Annotated in this window: 13 protein-coding genes and 2 tRNA genes; 14 read left to right on the plus strand and 1 reads right to left on the minus strand. The window is 43.1% G+C overall.

Features of this window, described 5'->3' with window-relative positions:
- The 3 genes from P7J49_RS04570 to addA form a co-directional block, all read left to right on the plus strand.
- A partial coding sequence (locus P7J49_RS04570; protein ID WP_408569659.1) for a MucBP domain-containing protein occupies positions 1-1,506 on the plus strand: 1,506 nt, incomplete at its 5' end.
- A 129-nt stretch (positions 1,507-1,635) separates the two neighbouring features.
- The gene (rexB, locus tag P7J49_RS04575) at positions 1,636-4,902 is read left to right on the plus strand and encodes an ATP-dependent nuclease subunit B (RefSeq protein ID WP_408569660.1); all 3,267 of its coding nucleotides are present in this window, start codon (positions 1,636-1,638) and stop codon (positions 4,900-4,902) included.
- The gene (gene addA / locus P7J49_RS04580; protein WP_408569662.1) at positions 4,902-8,552 is read left to right on the plus strand and encodes a helicase-exonuclease AddAB subunit AddA; all 3,651 of its coding nucleotides are present in this window, start codon (positions 4,902-4,904) and stop codon (positions 8,550-8,552) included. The genes rexB and addA overlap by 1 nt, the downstream gene beginning before the upstream one ends.
- A 286-nt stretch (positions 8,553-8,838) precedes the next feature.
- Here the strand turns inward: addA and plsY are convergent, their stop codons facing one another.
- Entirely contained in the window at positions 8,839-9,483 is a 645-nt protein-coding gene (gene plsY, locus P7J49_RS04585; protein ID WP_012775062.1) for a glycerol-3-phosphate 1-O-acyltransferase PlsY, read from the minus strand.
- 142 nt (positions 9,484-9,625) lie between these two features.
- On the opposite strand from plsY, the gene parE reads away from it, so the two are divergent.
- From parE to P7J49_RS04640, 11 genes are all read left to right on the plus strand, one after another.
- Positions 9,626-11,575, plus strand: a complete 1,950-nt coding sequence (gene parE / locus P7J49_RS04590) for a DNA topoisomerase IV subunit B (RefSeq protein WP_408569664.1) — start codon at positions 9,626-9,628, stop codon at positions 11,573-11,575.
- 23 nt (positions 11,576-11,598) lie between these two features.
- Positions 11,599-12,201: a protein adenylyltransferase Fic gene (gene fic / locus P7J49_RS04595; protein WP_408569666.1), complete on the plus strand. Its 603-nt coding sequence runs from the start codon at positions 11,599-11,601 to the stop codon at positions 12,199-12,201.
- A 32-nt stretch (positions 12,202-12,233) separates the two neighbouring features.
- Positions 12,234-12,737, plus strand: coding sequence for a YkvA family protein (locus P7J49_RS04600; RefSeq protein WP_408569668.1), 504 nt, complete (start codon positions 12,234-12,236; stop codon positions 12,735-12,737).
- A gap of 146 nt (positions 12,738-12,883) precedes the next feature.
- On the plus strand, positions 12,884-13,207 hold the full coding sequence (locus P7J49_RS04605) for a GNAT family N-acetyltransferase (RefSeq protein ID WP_206597749.1): 324 nt from the start codon (positions 12,884-12,886) through the stop codon (positions 13,205-13,207).
- Positions 13,208-13,292: 85 nt separating this feature from the next.
- Positions 13,293-13,841 (plus strand): hypothetical protein, encoded by a 549-nt coding sequence (locus tag P7J49_RS04610; protein ID WP_044688431.1) that lies wholly within the window; start codon positions 13,293-13,295, stop codon positions 13,839-13,841.
- Between the two features lie 100 nt (positions 13,842-13,941).
- Complete coding sequence (locus P7J49_RS04615; protein ID WP_408569670.1) at positions 13,942-14,406, plus strand: hypothetical protein; 465 nt, start codon at positions 13,942-13,944, stop codon at positions 14,404-14,406.
- Positions 14,407-14,476: 70 nt separating this feature from the next.
- The gene (gene parC / locus P7J49_RS04620) at positions 14,477-16,930 is read left to right on the plus strand and encodes a DNA topoisomerase IV subunit A (protein WP_408569672.1); all 2,454 of its coding nucleotides are present in this window, start codon (positions 14,477-14,479) and stop codon (positions 16,928-16,930) included.
- Positions 16,931-17,045: 115 nt separating this feature from the next.
- On the plus strand, positions 17,046-18,068 hold the full coding sequence (locus P7J49_RS04625) for a branched-chain amino acid aminotransferase (RefSeq protein ID WP_408555167.1): 1,023 nt from the start codon (positions 17,046-17,048) through the stop codon (positions 18,066-18,068).
- 66 nt (positions 18,069-18,134) lie between these two features.
- Positions 18,135-18,368 (plus strand): DUF2969 domain-containing protein, encoded by a 234-nt coding sequence (locus tag P7J49_RS04630; protein ID WP_024400468.1) that lies wholly within the window; start codon positions 18,135-18,137, stop codon positions 18,366-18,368.
- Positions 18,369-18,419: 51 nt separating this feature from the next.
- Positions 18,420-18,500: transfer RNA gene (locus tag P7J49_RS04635), tRNA-Tyr, on the plus strand.
- A 137-nt stretch (positions 18,501-18,637) separates the two neighbouring features.
- Positions 18,638-18,709, plus strand: a tRNA-Gln gene (locus tag P7J49_RS04640).
- Positions 18,710-18,794 lie beyond the last annotated feature (85 nt).

Raw genomic sequence — 18,794 nt, forward strand, 5'->3', positions numbered from 1 at the left:
CCAGTAGATCCTAAGGACAACACACCATTGAAACCAGTAGATCCAAATGATCCAGGTAAGGGTTATGTGCCACCAACACCAGAAAATCCAGAAGAAGACACACCAATCCCTTACGTTCAAAATGGTAATGTTGTGGTTAACTACGTGACAGAAGACGGTACAGTTATCAAGAGTCCAGTTAAGGATGAAACTGATGCACCTGCTGGTAAATCATACGATACAACTGATAACAAACCAACAGAGATTGTTACAGAAGACGGTTCACGTTATGTATTGATCCCATCTAAGACAATTGGTTCAGAAAATGGTAAAGTTGAAGGTGGTAAGACAACAGAAATCACTTATGTGTATAAGAAAGTTGCGAACTGGATTCCAGAAATTCCAGGTGTTCCAGAAAACGAACGCCCAGTAATTCCATATCCATTTGATCCAAACAATCCAGACGTACCAGTAACACCAACTCCAGGTACAGTGATTCCAAACGTTCCGGGCTACACACCAGTAGATCCTAAGGACAACACACCATTGAAACCAGTAGATCCAAATGATCCAGGTAAGGGTTATGTGCCACCAACTCCAGAAAAACCAGGAGAAGACACACTAATCCCTTACGTTCAAAATGGTAATGTTGTGGTTAACTACGTAACAGAAGACGGTACAGTTATCAAAGCACCAGTTCAAGACGAAACAAACGTTCCTGCTGGCAAGTCTTATGACACAACTGATAACAAGCCAAACACTATCACTACAGAAGATGGTACAACTTATGAGCTTGTTCGTGTTGATGGTTCAGAAACTGGTACTGTTGTAGGTGGTAAGACAACTGAAGTAACTTACGTTTACCGTAAAGTGACTCCAGCTAAGAAGGTTGTGACAAACCACGTTGACGAAGATGGTAACCCAATCGCACCGCAAGAAGAGGGAACAACACCTAACAAGTCAATCCCAGGATATGAGTTCACAGGTAAGACTGTAACAGATCCAGATGGCAATACAACACACATCTACCGTAAGGTTAAGAAAGTTGTAACAAACCACGTTGACGAAGATGGTAACCCAATTGCACCGCAAGAAGAGGGAACAACACCGAACAAGTCAATCCCAGGATACGAGTTCACAGGTAAGACTGTAACAGATCCAGATGGCAATACAACACACATCTACCGTAAGGTTAAGAAAGTTGTAACAAACCACGTTGACGAAGATGGTAACCCAATTGCACCGCAAGAAGAGGGAACAACACCGAACAAGTCAATCCCAGGATATGAGTTCACAGGTAAGACATACACTGATGGTGACGGTAATACATATCATGTTTACCGTAAGGTAAGCAAACCTGTTGCACCAAAACCACAGGCTCCTGTAGCTCCAACAACTACTACTAAGACTGGTGTGGCTCAATTGCCAAATACAGGTGAAGCTTCATCAGAAGCAAGTGTGTTGGGTGCAGCAATGCTTGTAGCAGCTCTTGCTCTTGCAGGCAAACGTCGTCGTAACGAAGACTAATTACATTATTTTTCCTAACCTCCTATCAAGGTAAAATAATTAAAAGGAAAGGTTCGCCTTTCCTTTTTTTGTACACGCATTTTTGATATACTAGACATAGTATATTCATGGAAAGTATGAGAATTTGATATGAAATTAGTCTATACAGATATTCGCAATCCCCTGACACAGTATCTGACCAAAGAGGCAGCAGAATTTGCTAAGGAAGCTAAGCGTGTTTTTTATATTGCTCCTAACTCCCTGTCCTTCGAGATGGAGCGTAAGGTTCTAGAATACCTGCCTGAACAGGCAACTTTTGATATTATCGTGACCCGTTTTGGGCAACTCGCTCGCTATTTGATGATTGATAAGAAAGAAACAGGTCAACCGCTGGATGATGTTGGTCTTGCCATGATTTTCTTTCGTGTTCTATCGCAATTTGAAGACGGCGACTTGAAAGTCTATGGTCGTTTACAGACAGATTTTGGGTTCATTAACCAGCTAGTTGCTTTATACAAAGAATTGCAACGGGCAAATATGTCTATTTTGGACTTGGAAGCCATGGAATCGCCAGATAAGCAGGCTGATTTGGTAAAGATTTTTCTAGCTGTAACAGACATTTTGTCCAAAGAAGGCTTTGAGCATCAGTCTAAGTTAGCAGAGCTGACGAGCTTGGTGGAAACTGGTCAGTTGGATGAGCAGTTGAAAAACATTGTGCTGGTGGTAGATGGATTTTCTCGTTTTTCGGCAGAAGAAGAAGCTTTAGTAAGTGCTTTAAATGAACGGGTGTCGGAAATCCTGATTGGTGTATATGCCAGCAAGAAAGCTGTGCAAGCCACCTATGCGGAAGGGAACGTTTATCAAGCCAACGTTGACTTTTTACGTCAGTTATCAGCGCAGTTCCAGACTAAGGCCACTTATATTGGTCAAGAGCCAGTCTTGGACAGTATCGGTAAATTTTCAAAGAATATGGAAGCCTATTATGACTACAGCGGGACCATGATAGACTTGACTCCAGTAGACCAAGAAAAAATCCAACTCTGGGAGGTTGTCAACCAAAAAGAAGAGGTGGAGCAGGTTGCGACTGCGATTCGTCAGCTTGTGCATCAAGGGACTCGCTATAAAGACATCTTGTTGCTCTTGGGTGATGTAGATAGCTACAAGTTGCAGATTGGCAAGATTTTTGACAAGTATGATATTCCTTACTATTTCGGCAAGGCAGAGGAGATGAGTCATCATCCCCTGGTCCATTTTGTGGAGTCCTTGGAGCGCTTGCGCCGCTATCGTTTCCGAGCGGAAGACTTGCTCAACCTCCTCAAATCTGGTTTGTACGCCAGCATTTCCCAAAAGGAGCTGGACCTATTTGAGTCTTACATCCTCTTTGCGGATATGAAAGGCCAGGCTGCTTTTTCGAGGGCGTTTGTGGCCAATAGCAGAGCAGACTATGACGCTGAAGTCATTAAGGAGAAAAGGCTTGTTTATGATTTGAATGTCTTGGAACCCCTACGTGCTAAGATTATGGAGCCTTTGAACCAGTTGTTTAAGGCTGGACCACAATCTGGAACTGCCTTGCTTGAGAAATTTATGGCATTTTTGGAGGCAATTGAGCTTCCTAAAAATATGGAAAAAATGTCTCGAAATTTGAGCGAAGTAGAGCAAGAAAAAGAAGAGCAGGTCTGGAAAAGTTTTACCCACATTCTTGAGAATTTTCATCAGATTTTCGGAAATGAAAAATTGAAAATGGATGATTTTCTGGCTATTTTACAGGCTGGAATGCAGGCCAGTCACTATCGCACCGTTCCTGCAACAGTTGATGTGGTCAATGTCAAATCCTATGATTTGATCGAGCCGCACACTGCAAAGTATGTTTATGCTATCGGAATGGGCCAGTCCAATTTTCCAAAAGTTGCTAAAAATACCAGTCTATTGACAGAAGAAGAGATGGAAAAAGTCAATCTTGTTTCAGCTAGTTCTTCACGTTTCGATTTGGTCAGCCGAGAAAATATCAAGAAGAACCATGCTGCTATGATGTCTCTGCTTAATTCTGCGACAGAACAGTTAGTTATTTCTACTCCTCAGATTTATAACGAAGGTGAAGATAGTCTCTCTCCTTATATCAAGATTCTCCAAAAAATGGGGCTGAAATCCGAAGAACGTGGAAGGATGAAAAGACTTAGTCCGCAAGACATCGGTCACTACAAGAGTCTCTTATCCCGTTTGATTGAGTCAGAAAGACCCTCTCTTGAACATGAAGAATGGGGAGGGCAGACGGCCTTCTGGACAGTATTGGTTCGCCATTTGAAAAAGAAATTGGAGTCGCAAGGCATTGAAATTCCGACCATTACTGGCGAAATAACTTCTAAACAGCTTGCAGCTGATACCTTGGCTGCTTTATATCCAGAGGATAAGCCGCTCCATCTTTCTGCATCCAGCTTGACCAATTTCTACAACAACCAATATCTTTACTTTGTCCGCAATGTTCTTCGCTTGCGGGAACAGGAATCCATCCATCCGACTGCCTTTCAGCATGGTTTGTTCTTGCATCGGATTTTTGAACGAGTGGTCATGGACCAATCTGATCTAGATTTTGATCAAAAAGTGGACAAGGCCATCTTGCGTACCCGTAACGAGGCAGAATTTGCTATGTTTTATAACCAAGATGCTGATGCTCGCTATACGGAGGAGGTGCTGGATAAGATTGCTCGTTCCAGTGCAACTATTTTGCGGGATAATGATTTGGTTGAAATTGATGGTCAGGAAAAGAGTTTTCGTCAGGATAAGGCGCTGGTTTTTGACCTTCAAAATGGCAAGAGTGTGCATGTAAATGGTACCATTGACCGCTTGGATACCTTACAAATCAATCAGGCTGTCGGTGTTGTGGATTACAAGTCCAGCGACCAATCTTTTTCAGTTGGAGATTTTTACAATGGTCTCAAACCTCAGTTGGTGACCTACTTGGCAGCCTTACAAGAGCTGGATGAAACCAGATATAAACCAGTTTTTGGGGCTATGTATTTGCATCTGCAGGATCCGATTATCAAGTTAAAAGATACGAAGAATGTAGAACAGCTAGAAGGAGCTGCCAATACAAGCTTGGTTTACAAGGGACTTTTCTTGAAGGAGGGAAGTCAGGGGCTCAATCATTTTTATCAGACTCGTAACCAACTCTACACGGAAGAAGAGTTTGCGGTTTTATTGAACCACAACCAAGAACTCTACAAACAAGCTGCCAAGGACATCCTGGATGGTCGCTTTGCTATTAACCCTTATACCAAAGATGGTCGCTCGGTGGCAGGTGAGCAGTTGAAGGCAATCACTGGTTTTGAGGCGGATCGGCACATGGGCATGGCACGGCGGTTGGTCAAAGAGGCCAAGCGTCAAGATTGGATGGAACGAATGAAAGGAGGTCAGGACTAATGGCTTTTGAACAATTTTTAAGCGAGGAAGAAATCAAGGCTGTGCAGCTGGCGGAAGCCAATTCTGATAAGCAACAAAAACGCACACCTGAGCAGATTGAAGCCATCTACACGCACGGTCAGAATGTTCTGGTCTCTGCATCGGCTGGGTCAGGCAAGACCTTCGTTATGGTTCAACGGATTTTGGATAAGTTGAAGCGTGGTGTGGGAATCGACCAGCTCTTTATCTCGACCTTTACAGTCAAAGTGGCTGGTGAGTTGAAGGAGCGGATTGAGAAAAATCTAAATGAAACCATTGCGGAGACGACCGATATGGAATTGCGTCGGCATTTATCTGCCCAGTTGGCAGATTTGACCAAGGCGGATATTGGGACCATGGACTCCTTTACGCAGAAATTGGTCACAACCTACGGTTATAGCCTTGGTATTTCTCCGCAGTTTCGGATTTTACAGGATGAGACTGAAAAAGCAAGTCTGAAAAAAGAGGTTTTCGATCAGCTTTTTGCAGATTATCTTGAACAGGATGAAAATGGTACATTCCGCAAACTAGTTCGCAATTTTTCAGGCAACCGTAAGGATAATAGTGGTTTCCGTCAGGTTGTTTATCAGGTGCATGATTTTAGTCAATCGACGAGCAGTCCAACTAAATGGCTGAAAGAGCAGGCTGTTCAAACTGATTTGTACAGTCAGGAGCGTATAGAGCAGATCTTAGAGCAAGGCTTTAAGGAAAAAGTTTTAGACAAGCTCTATCAAGCTGCAGATTTCTTCCGCTACCATGTGGAATGGGGCAGAACTGACTTTGGTTCCGCTAAGTATTTTGCCAATGTGGAAGAAGTTTTGGACTTGCTGACGGGTTTAGATAGTCTGGACCAGAAGGACTTGATGGAACGGGTTGAAAGAATCCTTCTCATCAATGATCAGTCCAGAGGTAAGGGCCTGACCAATGCCAATCGACCAAAAGATGAACATTTGATAGCCTTTAAAGAAGAATACAATGCTGGCAAGAGCCAGATTATCTCAGGACTACGAGATTTGGGTCAGGAAGTTTATGAATTAACCCTGCTGAAAGATTATCAGGCTCAAGCTTTGCCACTGCTTGTATTACTACGTGACTTTGTTTTGGATTTTTCGCAGGCTTATCTGGATGTCAAAATCAAGGAAGCAGCCTTTGAATTTGGCGATATTGGGCATTTCGCCATTCGTATTTTAGAAGAAAATGCGGACATCCGCCAATTTTTCCAAGAAAAATACCACGAAGTCATGGTAGACGAGTACCAGGATAACAACCATAGCCAAGAGCGAATGCTGGACCTACTGTCTAACGGTCACAACCGCTTTATGGTGGGCGACATTAAGCAGTCCATCTATCGATTCCGTCAGGCGGATCCGATGATTTTCCAAGAGAAATTTGAACTGTATCAGGCAAATCCTCAGGCTGGGAAATTGATTTTGCTTAAGGAAAATTTCCGTAGTCAGATTGAGGTCTTGGAGGCAACAAATGCTATTTTCACGCGTCTGATGGACCGTCAAGTAGGGGAAATCAAGTATGACGACACCCACAGTCTAGTGGCTGGTAGTCCTGGTCAAAAAATTGCCCAGCCCAAGCATGAGATGGAATACTTGATTTATGACCAGCAGGATAGCGCAAACTCTTCAACAGATGCTGAGGAGGAAACACCTCTGACTGCTGGTGAAATTGAGGTCGTTGCAAAAGAGATTATTCGTCTTCACAATGAAGATGGAGCAGACTTCAAGGACATCACTCTCTTGGTGCAAAAACGGACGCACAATGACCTCATTATGTCCATTTTTGAAAAACATGGGATTCCTATTGTGGCAGATGGCGGAGCAGCCTCCTATCTGCAATCTTTAGAAGTCATGATCATGCTGGATACCTTGCGGGTTATCAATAATCCACTCAATGACTATGCCTTGGTTGCCCTGCTTAAATCACCTATGTTCCGATTCGATGAAGATGAACTGACACGGATTTCCTTGCAGGCTGGGACAGGTTTCTTTTACCAGAAAATGGAAATAGCCCAGCAAACAAATGGGCAACATCCTGAACTTATGTCAGGAGAGTTGAAGAAGAAAATCAAGGATTTCTTGTCTATTTTGGAAAACTGGCGTGCCTATGCCAAACTGCATTCTATTTATGACCTGATCTGGAAGATTTTCAATGAAAAATTCTACTATGACTATGTCGGTGCTCTTCCAAATGGCAGCAAGCGTCAGGCCAATCTATACGCACTTGGTCTGCGTGCCAACCAGTTTGAAAAAACAGGTTACAAGGGTTTGTCCCGCTTCATCGCCATGATTGACCGTGCCTTAGCAAATGATAAGGATTTGGCAGATGTACAAGAGTTTCTACCGCAAAATGCTGTTCAGCTGATGACCATCCATAAGTCAAAAGGTTTGGAGTTTAAATATGTCTTCCTCATGAACATCGATAAGCGATTTAACTTGGAAGACCATTACCAGTCAGTCATCATCAGCCGAAAAAATGGTCTAGGTATCCAATATTTAGCGGATATGAAAGATAAGGTAAATAGCCCATTGCCTCAGGTGCGAGTCTTAATGAACACCCTTCCTTATCAAAATAATCTCCAAGAGCTAAAAATTGCCAATCTTTCAGAACAAATGCGGTTGCTTTATGTTGCACTAACGCGTGCCGAGAAGAAGCTGTATCTGGTTGGAAAGGGTAATGCTGACAAGTTAGCTGAAAAATACGATGGTAAGAAGGAAGATGGCGTACTTGCCCAATCAACTCGTGAAAGTATGGCGACCTTCCAAGACTGGATTCTAGCCATTGATGAGGCCTTTTCAGGAGAAAACTTGCACTTCAAGAAAGTCTTTGTAACGGATGAGGATTTGACAGAGGAGAAGATTGGTAAACTGACATTGAAGAGTAAGCTAGAAGACGCCAGCCTTAAAGATATTCGTCAATCAGAAGACATCGCCCTGGCCTTGGACCAGTTGTCTTCTGTCCAAGAGTTGAACGAAGGCTATAAGGCTGCCATTGAATTGCCAAGTTTACGGACTCCAAGTCAAATCAAGAAGCTCTATGAGCCTGTCTTGGAACAAGATGGCATGGAAGTTATGGAAAAATACCATCCAAAACGGACCTTCAACTTGCCAGATTTCTCCAAGAAACCAAAAATCACTGGAGTCCAAGTCGGTTCTGCAGTGCATGAACTCATGCAACGTTTGGATCTGTCTTGGTTGGTGACAGAAGATACGGTAAGAGAAGCCCTAGAAGCTGTTCATGCTGAGCAAGCGGTTAAAGACAAAATCAATGTTCAGATGATTTTGGATTTCTTTGATACAGACTTAGGAAGAGAAATTCTAGCCAATACGGATAAACTTCATCGAGAAGCTCCATTTGCAAGTTTGCAGACAGATTCTTTGTCACAGGAACAATTTGTCCTTCGTGGGATTATCGATGGCTACCTACTGTACGATGATCATATTGTCCTCTTTGATTATAAGACAGACAAATACGACCAACCAAGCCAACTCAGTCAACGTTACCAAGCTCAAATGCAACTCTATGCCGAGGCATTGAAAAAAGCCTACAAGATAGATCGTGTAGACTGCCATTTGATTTTGCTTGGTGGGGAAAGAATTGAAGTGGTTGAAGTCAAAATATAGTCATTTAGTTTTTCTTTTATTACTTCGACGCAATAGGAAACTCCGTTTCCTTATTTCTAACTTCAAACATTCCACTGGATTGTTTGAACTCGCTTTGCCGTACTCTGCAGGGGTGACTTGCTCCGCAAGTGCTATCTCCAACCTTGCACAGTCACTCGACTGTACAAGCTGTCTGCAGCTATTGAGGCGAACTTTGTTCGCTATATCTCCAACCTCCAAAGGTTCCCCGAACCTTTGGAGCGAGTACTAAAAGTAAACTAAAAGCCTATAAATTAAAAGCGAGTGGTTAAACTCGCTTTTTCTGTTTGGTTAGATTGAGGCCGAATGGGACAAGATTTTCTTCTTTTTTCAAAATCCGCTGGATATTTTCCTTGTGGCGGATGATGACAAAACTGCCAAGAAAGACGATAATCACTGTAAAGAGCCAGTCGTAGCTTGGCAGGATGATTCCTATTGCTGGAAATAGCAGAGCTCCTAAGATTGCTAAAGCTGCTGCTAAGACGCTAGAGAAGGAAACCATGGACGTCAAGTAGAGTGAACTGGCAAAGATTAGAACGAGATAGAGGCAAAAAGCAGGTGCGACGCCCAGAAGCATACCAGCAGATGTTGCAACCGCCTTTCCACCTTTGAATTGGGCAAAGATAGGGAAAGTGTGTCCCAGTACAGCCATTAACCCAAATACAATCGGAGAAATTCCTTGGGCATGAAAGATCAGCGGAAGCAAGGCTGCCAACGTTCCCTTGAGAAAATCAATTACAAATACAATCGTACCAGCCTTTGGACCTAAAATACGGAATGTGTTGGTCGTTCCAGTATTTCCCGAACCATGTTCACGAATGTTGATATTGAAAAAAGTTTGACCTATCCAAAGTCCTGACGGGATAGATCCCAATAAATATGCAATAAATAGTAAAATAAGATTGACTAACATGTTTTCATTATAGCATATTTTCATCTCATTTAGTCCAAAATCTTATTTTGTGAGCTGTCTCAGCCGATAGGAAACAGAAAAATTTTGCAAAAATGCCTAAAAACTTGTAATATAGAAAGGATGATAAGTATGGAGGTCAGTTTTGACTAAGAAAGAGATTGATATAAATAACTATAATGATGATGCCATTCAGGTACTGGAAGGGCTGGACGCCGTCCGCAAACGCCCCGGAATGTACATCGGCTCCACAGATGGAAACGGCTTGCACCACATGGTCTGGGAGATTGTCGATAACGCTGTCGATGAAGCCCTGTCTGGTTTCGGTAATCGGATTGACGTGACTATTAACAAGGACGGTAGCCTGTCTGTGTCCGACCGTGGACGTGGAATGCCTGTTGGTATGCACGCAACAGGCAAACCAACAGTCGAAGTTATCTTCACCGTTCTCCACGCAGGTGGTAAGTTCGGTCAAGGTGGCTACAAAACTTCAGGTGGTCTCCACGGGGTTGGTTCTTCGGTGGTCAATGCCCTGTCTAGCTGGTTGGAAGTTGAGATTACCCGTGACGGAGCTGTTTATAAGCAACGATTTGAGCAGGGCGGAAAGCCAGTCACGACCCTAGAAAAGATTGGTACCGCTCCAAAATCAAAAACAGGCACAAAAGTTACCTTTATGCCTGACGATACCATCTTCTCAACGACGGACTTCAAGTTCAATACCATTGCCGAACGCCTGAAAGAATCAGCCTTCTTGCTCAAACAAGTCACCATGACCTTGACAGATGAGCGGACTGGTGAGCAGGAGGAGTATCACTATGAAAATGGTGTTCAGGACTTTGTTTCTTACCTCAACGAAGACAAGGAAACCCTGACACCTGTCCTTTATTTTGAAGGAGAAGACGCAGGTTTCCAAGTCCAAGTTGCTATGCAGTACAACGACGGCTATTCAGACAATATCCTGTCTTTTGTCAACAACGTTCGGACCAAGGATGGCGGTACCCACGAAACAGGTCTCAAACTAGCCATTACCAAAGCCATGAACGACTATGCTCGTAAGACCAACTTGCTCAAGGAAAAGGACAAGAACTTGGAAGGCTCTGACTACCGTGAAGGTTTGTCTGCGGTCCTCTCTATCCTTGTACCAGAAGAGCATTTGCAGTTTGAAGGGCAGACCAAGGACAAGCTGGGAAGCCCGCTTGCACGACCTGTGGTGGACGGGATTGTATCGGACAAGCTAACATTTTTCCTTTTGGAAAATGGCGAGCTAGCATCAAATCTAGTTCGCAAGGCCATTAAGGCGCGTGACGCCCGCGAGGCTGCGCGTAAGGCGCGTGACGAATCCCGAAACGGTAAGAAAAACAAGAAGGATAAAGGCCTCTTATCAGGGAAACTAACTCCAGCTCAGTCTAAAAATCCAGCCAAAAATGAACTCTATCTGGTCGAGGGAGATTCGGCCGGAGGTTCTGCTAAACAGGGCCGTGACCGCAAGTTCCAAGCCATTCTACCTTTGCGTGGTAAGGTCATCAACACTGCCAAGGCGAAAATGGCAGACATCCTCAAAAATGAAGAAATCAACACCATGATTTACACCATCGGTGCAGGTGTTGGCTCAGACTTTACGCTGGAAGATGTCAACTATGACAAGATTATAATCATGACCGATGCGGATACGGATGGTGCCCACATTCAGACTCTCTTGCTGACTTTCTTCTATCGCTATATGCGACCGCTAGTAGAAGCAGGTCGGGTTTACATTGCCCTTCCACCACTTTATAAGATGTCAAAAGGCAAGGGTAAGACAGAAAAGATTGCCTACGCCTGGTCTGACGGAGAATTAGAAGATCTCCGCAAGGATTTTGGCAAGGGCTTTATCCTCCAACGCTACAAGGGGCTTGGTGAGATGAATGCCGATCAGCTCTGGGAAACGACCATGAACCCTGAAACCCGTACCCTCATCCGTGTCACCATTGAAGACCTAGCCCGTGCTGAACGCCGCGTATCCGTCCTCATGGGCGACAAGGTCGAGCCACGCCGCAAGTGGATTGAAGACAATGTGAAGTTTACCTTGGAGGAAGCGACAGCTTTTACCAAATAATCTCAGGGAAGTTGAGGTGCTATATGGTTTTAGAAAATAAATTTGGGATTGAAAATTCGGCTGAATTAGCCCGTCTTGAAGAACAAATTAGCAAGAAAAAAGCAGCTCAACTGTTCGAAACAGGCCAACTGTTCCAGATAGAAGTTGGGACTTTTGCAGGTTTGGCACACATTCATCAGGCTTTATTTAAGGATATTTACGACTTTGCAGGTAAGATTCGTGATGTCAACATTGCCAAAGACAATTTTCAATTTGCCCCTCGTATTTTTCTGGAGCAGTCATTGGCTTATATTGACAAGCTACCTCATACTACTTTCGATGAGATTGTTGACAAGTACGCAGATATGAACATCGCACATCCTTTTCGTGAAGGAAATGGTCGCAGTATGCGTATCTGGTTGGATTGTATGCTACGGGATAGTTTGGGCAAGGTGGTTGATTGGAATAGCATTGATAAAGATGAGTATTTCAATGCCATGATTAGAAGTCATGTATCAACAGGTGAGCTTAAATATCTGTTATTGCAAGCCTTAACGGAAGATCTTGGTCAGGCTACTTATTTCAAGGGTATTGACCATTCTTATTACTATGAAGGATACAATCTCTATCGCACAGAGGATTTGTAACTCTAGCACAAGCAAACTATGCGAGGTGTTTTATGCCAATAAGAGTAAAATTAATTGACCGTTTTCAAAAACGCTTGTCTGAATGGGCTCGAAAGCGCAAGCCATTTACAAACAAACAGGAATTAGAAGAAAAGTTTGACCAGGCATTGAAGATTTGGCAATCTTCCAAAACTCGGCAACATGCAGAAAACTTGCTATCTGAGCAAGGAAAATTAGAACATTTTTTACATAGCACGGAACGGAAACTGTCTCGTATGCCTTTTGGTGGAGATAAGTTTGCGGCTATTCCAGGCTTGATTTCCATGGTGCGAAGCTATATCCGGAGAGATTACAGCAAGTTACCCAAAGGGACAATCCTCGCAATTATAGGTGCTTTGATTTATTTTTTCAGTCCTATTGATGCCTTACCAGATTTCATACTTGGAGCAGGTCTACTTGATGATGCCTTTGTCCTTAATGCCTGTTTGAAATTAATCAAAACAGATGTCGATGACTTTAGAAGCTGGCAGGCAAGCCAGTGGAAGGTGGAAGAGTAGCTCTGCTATTTTATAAAAAAGAAAGAAATAAAAAATGAAACTAATCCCTTATGATAGGCGCTACAAAAATCAGGTGATTGCCTTGATTTTGTACTTGTAGAATTATGACAATCAGGTAGACCTTGTCTTTGGAGGAGCAGCCGGATATGAATGCTATTGAGGACTACTACATGGCGACGGGTGGTAACTTTTGGCTGGTTGTGACCGATGACGGTATGGTGGTCGGCACGATTGGGTTGCTTGTCAAAGAGCGGGTGGGTGTTTTGAAGAAGTTCTTTGTCCACCAGGATTTTCGTGGTCGTGAAAAGGGTGTTTCTGCCCTGCTCTATCAAGCCTTGGTTACTGACTGTCAGGCAAAGGGGATGACGGCTATTGTCTTGGACACGCCGTCTAAGTGCTACGCCGCCCACCGCTTTTATGAGAAGCAAGGCTTCAAGCAGATCAAAAAAAGAACTGCCCATTCGCTATGACTACCCTGATCGAGATTCTCTGATTTTCATGTTGGGGTCGGGGGGATCTTGAAAATGATCTCGTTGAGTTCAGAAGGAGCAGAAAATGAGAATAAAAGAACTTTACAATAATATTATACTGAGTCAATATGAGCGTGAGCAGATAGAAGTGGTTGCCAAATTAACAAATCTGAGGATATTGGATAACAGAGAGTACTTAAAATCTTATTCAGTAGCTCAACGAGGACACAGTGCTATACGACTCATTTTCTATATTCTTGTCTTGACAGTTGTTTTATGTGGAGGGAGATGGCTTCCCAATACAATCTTGAGCAGTCTGCCAATGATGATATTACTCATTATCTTAGGCTTGATTTGGTTTTTTATTGTATTTTATTATTTCTGTGACTTATTACTTTCCCTAACTGGATTCCGTGCGAAAATTCCTACAATTTTATTTTCTTGGATTATGAATGCGTTTCTATTAACACACTTATTATTTAGTAGCATATTCTTATCTGGAGAGAATCAAAAATTTTTACAAGAATTATTTACGGAATTTACATTGTATAAATCTGAGGATATAGCTTTTTGGCTTATTTTTTCGGTAATAATTGCACCACTCATGCTTTCTGTTATTTTATCATATACGTAATATCAAGATTTTTGAATTAGAAAATATAATAAAGTGTCTGGATGTTTTTTCTATTGTCTTAGCTATAATTACTTTTGTATTTAATATTTCATACATTGAAGTGAATATTATCGGTATATTCTTATTCTTTTTACTGATAGAAACATTACTCACTTTTTTTATTGCTAATAAAAAAATGAAAAAAATGCAAGAAGAAGCAGATAAAATATTCAGAAAAGAGTTACTGAGAGTACATCCAGTATATGCCAAGCTAAAATGCTGTTATGTATTTGGTGGTGAAACATATAAAGATAAGATGCTTAGCAATGAAAAAATGTATCGGACTATTTTGAGAAATGAATCTGCGATTGTTTGTAATGCTAAGAGGTTGAAAATAATAGTTTCTAATCCAAAGCGACGCTTCAATACATCGACAAATCTAAAGGTAAAATATCCAACAGTTTGGATTGTTAAAGAGGAGCCTTTGAAGTCTTTTTTTGAACGAAAAAATAGGAAACCAAGTGCTTCTAAATGGACTAGATTGAAGCTATGGATAGCCTCCTTTGTAAGAAAACAAACAAGGTGATGCACAAGTGCTATCATGAAATTATTTTTACATAACTAAGTGACTAATAAAAAACAAAAGAAGAAAAATTATGAGCAACATTCAAAACATGTCCCTTGAGGACATCATGGGAGAGCGTTTTGGTCGCTACTCCAAATACATTATTCAGGAGCGGGCTTTGCCGGACATTCGTGACGGTCTCAAGCCCGTGCAACGTCGGATTCTTTATTCCATGAATAAGGACGGCAACACCTTTGACAAGGGTTACCGCAAGTCTGCCAAGTCAGTCGGAAATATCATGGGGAATTTCCACCCGCACGGTGATTCCTCTATTTATGATGCCATGGTCCGCATGAGTCAGGACTGGAAAAACCGCGAGATTTTGGTGGAGATGCACGGAAACAACGGTTCCATGGACGGCGATCCGCCTGCGGCCATGCGTTACACCGAGGCTCGCCTGTCGGAAATGGCTGGTTATCTCCTGGCCGACATCGAGAAAAAGACAGTACCATTTGCCTGGAACTTTGACGATACGGAAAAAGAACCCACTGTGCTACCAGCTGCCTTCCCTAATCTCTTGGTCAATGGAGCGACAGGAATTTCAGCAGGATACGCGACTGACATCCCGCCGCATAATCTGGCGGAGGTCATCGATGCCGTTGTCTACATGATTGATCATCCGACAGCTAAGTTAGAAAAGTTGATGGAGTTCTTGCCTGGACCAGACTTCCCAACAGGTGCCATTATCCAAGGGGCTGACGAAATCAAGAAAGCTTATGAAACTGGTAAGGGCCGTGTTGTAGTTCGTAGCCGTTGTGAAATCGAGCAACTCAAGGCTGGCAAGAAACAGATTGTCATTACTGAGATTCCTTACGAGGTCAACAAGGCTGTTTTGGTCAAGAAGATTGATGATGTCCGTGTCAACAACAAGGTGCCTGGTATTGCTGAGGTGCGTGATGAGTCAGACCGTACAGGTCTGCGGATTGCCATTGAGCTGAAAAAAGACAGCGATGAGCAAACCATTCTCAACTACCTTTACAAATACACCGACCTGCAAATCAATTACAACTTCAACATGGTGGCCATTGACAATTTCACACCGCGTCAGGTCGGCTTGCAGAAGATTCTCTCCAGCTACATCGCCCACCGCCGTGAGATTATCATTGCTCGTTCTAAGTTTGACAAGGAAAAGGCAGAAAAACGCCTCCATATCGTAGAAGGTTTGATCCGTGTCATTTCCATTTTGGACGAGGTTATTGCTCTTATCCGTGCTTCTGAAAACAAGGCTGATGCCAAGGAAAACTTGAAAATCAGCTATGATTTCAGCGAGGAACAGGCAGAAGCAATCGTGACCTTGCAACTTTACCGCTTGACCAATACCGACATTGTGACCTTGGAAAACGAAGAAGCAGCCCTACGCGAGCAGATTCAGACCTTGGCAGCTATTATCGGCGATGAGCGGACCATGTTCAATCTTATGAAGAAAGAACTGCGTGAGGTCAAAAAGCAGTTTGGCAATCCTCGTTTGAGTGAATTGCAGGATCAGGCAGAAGCGATTGAGATTGATACTGCCAGCCTGATTGTCGAAGAAGAAACCTTTGTCAGCGTGACCAAGGCAGGTTACATCAAACGGACAAGTCCGCGTTCTTTCAATGCCTCAACGCTGGAAGAAATGGGCAAACGAGAGGATGACCAGCTGATTTTCTTACAGAATGCCAAGACAACTCAGCACCTCTTGCTCTTTACAAATCTTGGAAATGTCATCTACCGACCTATTCATGAGTTAACAGATATTCGTTGGAAGGACATTGGTGAACATCTGAGCCAGACTCTTATGAACTTTGAGACCAATGAAGAGATTATCTTCGCTGAATTGGTGGAGAATTTTGAAGAGGGAACTTATTTCGCGGTGACTAAATACGGTCAAATCAAGCGTGTGGAGCGGAAGGAGTTTACTCCTTGGCGGACTTACAAGTCTAAGTCAACCAAGTATGCCAAACTCAAAGATGCGGATGATGTGGTCATTACTGTATCGCCTGTAGTCTTAGACGACATCATGCTTATCACAGAAAAGGGCTACGCTCTGCGATTTAACATCGAAGAAGTGCCAATCATCGGTGCCAAGGCGGCCGGTGTCAAGGCGGTCAATCTCAAGGACGAGGATGTGGTGGCTGCGGCCTTTATCAGCAATACCAGCTCCGTCTATCTCCTTACTCAGCGTGGTAGCCTTAAGCGGATGGCGACGGAGGAAATCCCTGTAACTAGCCGTGCCAAGCGTGGTTTGCAGGTGCTTCGCGAACTCAAGGCTAAGCCTCACCGTGTCTTTGCGGCTGGTCCAGCCTTGACGGACCAGGGGGATTTTGACCTCTTTAGCACAGCAAATGAAGATGAAACGACTAGTCAAGTACTTCATGTCCAGTCCAAAACGGGCAAACTTTATGAAGTCGATGTGACCCAGCTTAGCCTGTCTGAACGCACTAGCAACGGTAGTTTTATCTCGGAAACCATTTCTGATGAGGAAGTGTTTAGGGCTTGGATTAAATAGCAAAGAGAACTCGCTCCAGCGGGTTTTTCTTATACTCACAAAATTTTCTGAATTTTTAATTGAAAATCACTTTCAAAAGTAGTAAAATAATAAAAAATGAATTTGGAGAAACTTTATGACAGTGAACATTGACTGGGAAAACCTTGGTTTTTCTTATATGAAACTACCTTACCGCTTCATCGCTTATTTCAAAAACGGCCAATGGTCTGAAGGGCAATTGACAGAAGACGCGGAATTGCATATTTCAGAAAGCTCTCCAGCTCTTCACTATGGTCAGCAGGCTTTTGAAGGCCTCAAGGCCTATCGCACGAAGGAGGGGAAACTCCAGCTCTTTCGTCCAGACCAAAACGCTGAGCGCCTGCAACGCACAGCTGACCGCTTGCTCATGGAGCCTGTACCGACTGACCTTTTCATCAAGGCCTGCAAAGAGGTGGTCAAAGCCAACGCTGACTACGTTCCTCCCTATGGAACTGGCGGCACCCTCTATCTCCGCCCGCTCCTGATTGGTGTCGGCGACATCATCGGCGTCAAACCTGCGGAAGAGTATATTTTCACCGTTTTTGCCATGCCGGTCGGCAACTACTTCAAAGGCGGTCTGGCTCCGACTAACTTCCTCATCCAAGACAAGTACGACCGTGCAGCACCAAACGGAACAGGGGCAGCCAAGGTTGGTGGTAACTACGCGGCATCGCTCTTACCGGGTCAGTATGCCAAAAAGCAGGGTTTCTCAGATGTCATCTACCTTGACCCAGCTACCCACACCAAGATTGAAGAAGTCGGGTCTGCTAACTTTTTTGGAATCACAGCTAATAACGAGTTTGTCACACCGATTTCACCATCAATCTTGCCGTCCATTACTAAGTATTCTCTCTTGTATTTGGCAGAGCATCGTCTGGGAATGAAGGCAGTGGAACGAGAAGTCCTTGTCGAAGAATTAGACCAGTTTGTCGAAGCAGGAGCTTGCGGAACAGCTGCAGTCATCTCACCAATTGGTGGTATTCAGATTGCAGACAAACTCCATGTTTTCCATAGTGAAACAGAAGTAGGACCTGTCACTCGTAAATTATATGACGAATTAACAGGTATCCAGTTTGGTGATATTGAAGCTCCTGAAGGCTGGATTGTCGAAGTAGAATAATTTCAGAAGGCTTGCACTTGCAAGCTCTTCTCTTTTTTTGTAGAATAGTAAAAGTGAGGTTTGAAAATGAGTAAAAAAGATAAAAAAATTGAAATTCAGATTGAAGATAGCAAAGTTCTTGTCAATAGAGAAGAGTTCTCTGGATACCGCCTTGTTATAGGTAAAAAAGTAATTGGAGAAATTGCAGAATTGGCTGAAAATAACTTTGCAGTTATTAAAAATGGAAATACCGAAAGCTTTTACAAAAAATTAGAAAAAGCAGTCGGAAATATTATTGAAAATTATAATTTAAGTCACTAAAAGGCTTGTAATAGTCGCTATTTTATGTTAGAATAGTGACTGTTAGTGCACGGAGAGATAGCGAAGAGGCTAAACGCGGCGGACTGTAAATCCGCTCCTTCGGGTTCGGGGGTTCAAATCCCTCTCTCTCCATGTCTAAGATACTAAGGGCGTCAAACGCATAGTAAAAATAGGAAGTTGGCTGCAAATCCTGATTTGCTAGGCGACTTATCTTTTTTACACAGCGTTTAGCCCGAGTTCATTTCAGAATACTATCTTAGAAAATGTTTTGGGGTATCGCCAAGCGGTAAGGCAAGGGACTTTGACTCCCTCATGCGTTGGTTCGAATCCAGCTACCCCAGTAAAGGTACTAGATTAAGTCTAGTTCGTCAAAGATGTCTAATTGTTGTTGTCCTTGCGTGTGCCTTAAATAAAATATATTTTATG

Origin of the sequence: Streptococcus suis (genome assembly GCF_046032515.1) — a bacterium.
GTDB lineage: Bacteria > Bacillota > Bacilli > Lactobacillales > Streptococcaceae > Streptococcus > Streptococcus suis_AL.

Bases quoted from the DNA above. Each gene is read 5' to 3' on its own strand.
- plsY (WP_012775062.1), bottom strand. From the start codon at position 9,483: ATGTTAGTCAATCTTATTTTACTATTTATTGCATATTTATTGGGATCT.
- P7J49_RS04600 (WP_408569668.1), top strand. From the start codon at position 12,234: ATGCCAATAAGAGTAAAATTAATTGACCGTTTTCAAAAACGCTTGTCT.
- fic (WP_408569666.1), top strand. From the start codon at position 11,599: ATGGTTTTAGAAAATAAATTTGGGATTGAAAATTCGGCTGAATTAGCC.
- P7J49_RS04625 (WP_408555167.1), top strand. From the start codon at position 17,046: ATGACAGTGAACATTGACTGGGAAAACCTTGGTTTTTCTTATATGAAA.
- addA (WP_408569662.1), top strand. From the start codon at position 4,902: ATGGCTTTTGAACAATTTTTAAGCGAGGAAGAAATCAAGGCTGTGCAG.
- P7J49_RS04605 (WP_206597749.1), top strand. From the start codon at position 12,884: ATGAATGCTATTGAGGACTACTACATGGCGACGGGTGGTAACTTTTGG.
- P7J49_RS04630 (WP_024400468.1), top strand. From the start codon at position 18,135: ATGAGTAAAAAAGATAAAAAAATTGAAATTCAGATTGAAGATAGCAAA.
- parC (WP_408569672.1), top strand. From the start codon at position 14,477: ATGAGCAACATTCAAAACATGTCCCTTGAGGACATCATGGGAGAGCGT.
- rexB (WP_408569660.1), top strand. From the start codon at position 1,636: ATGAAATTAGTCTATACAGATATTCGCAATCCCCTGACACAGTATCTG.
- P7J49_RS04610 (WP_044688431.1), top strand. From the start codon at position 13,293: ATGAGAATAAAAGAACTTTACAATAATATTATACTGAGTCAATATGAG.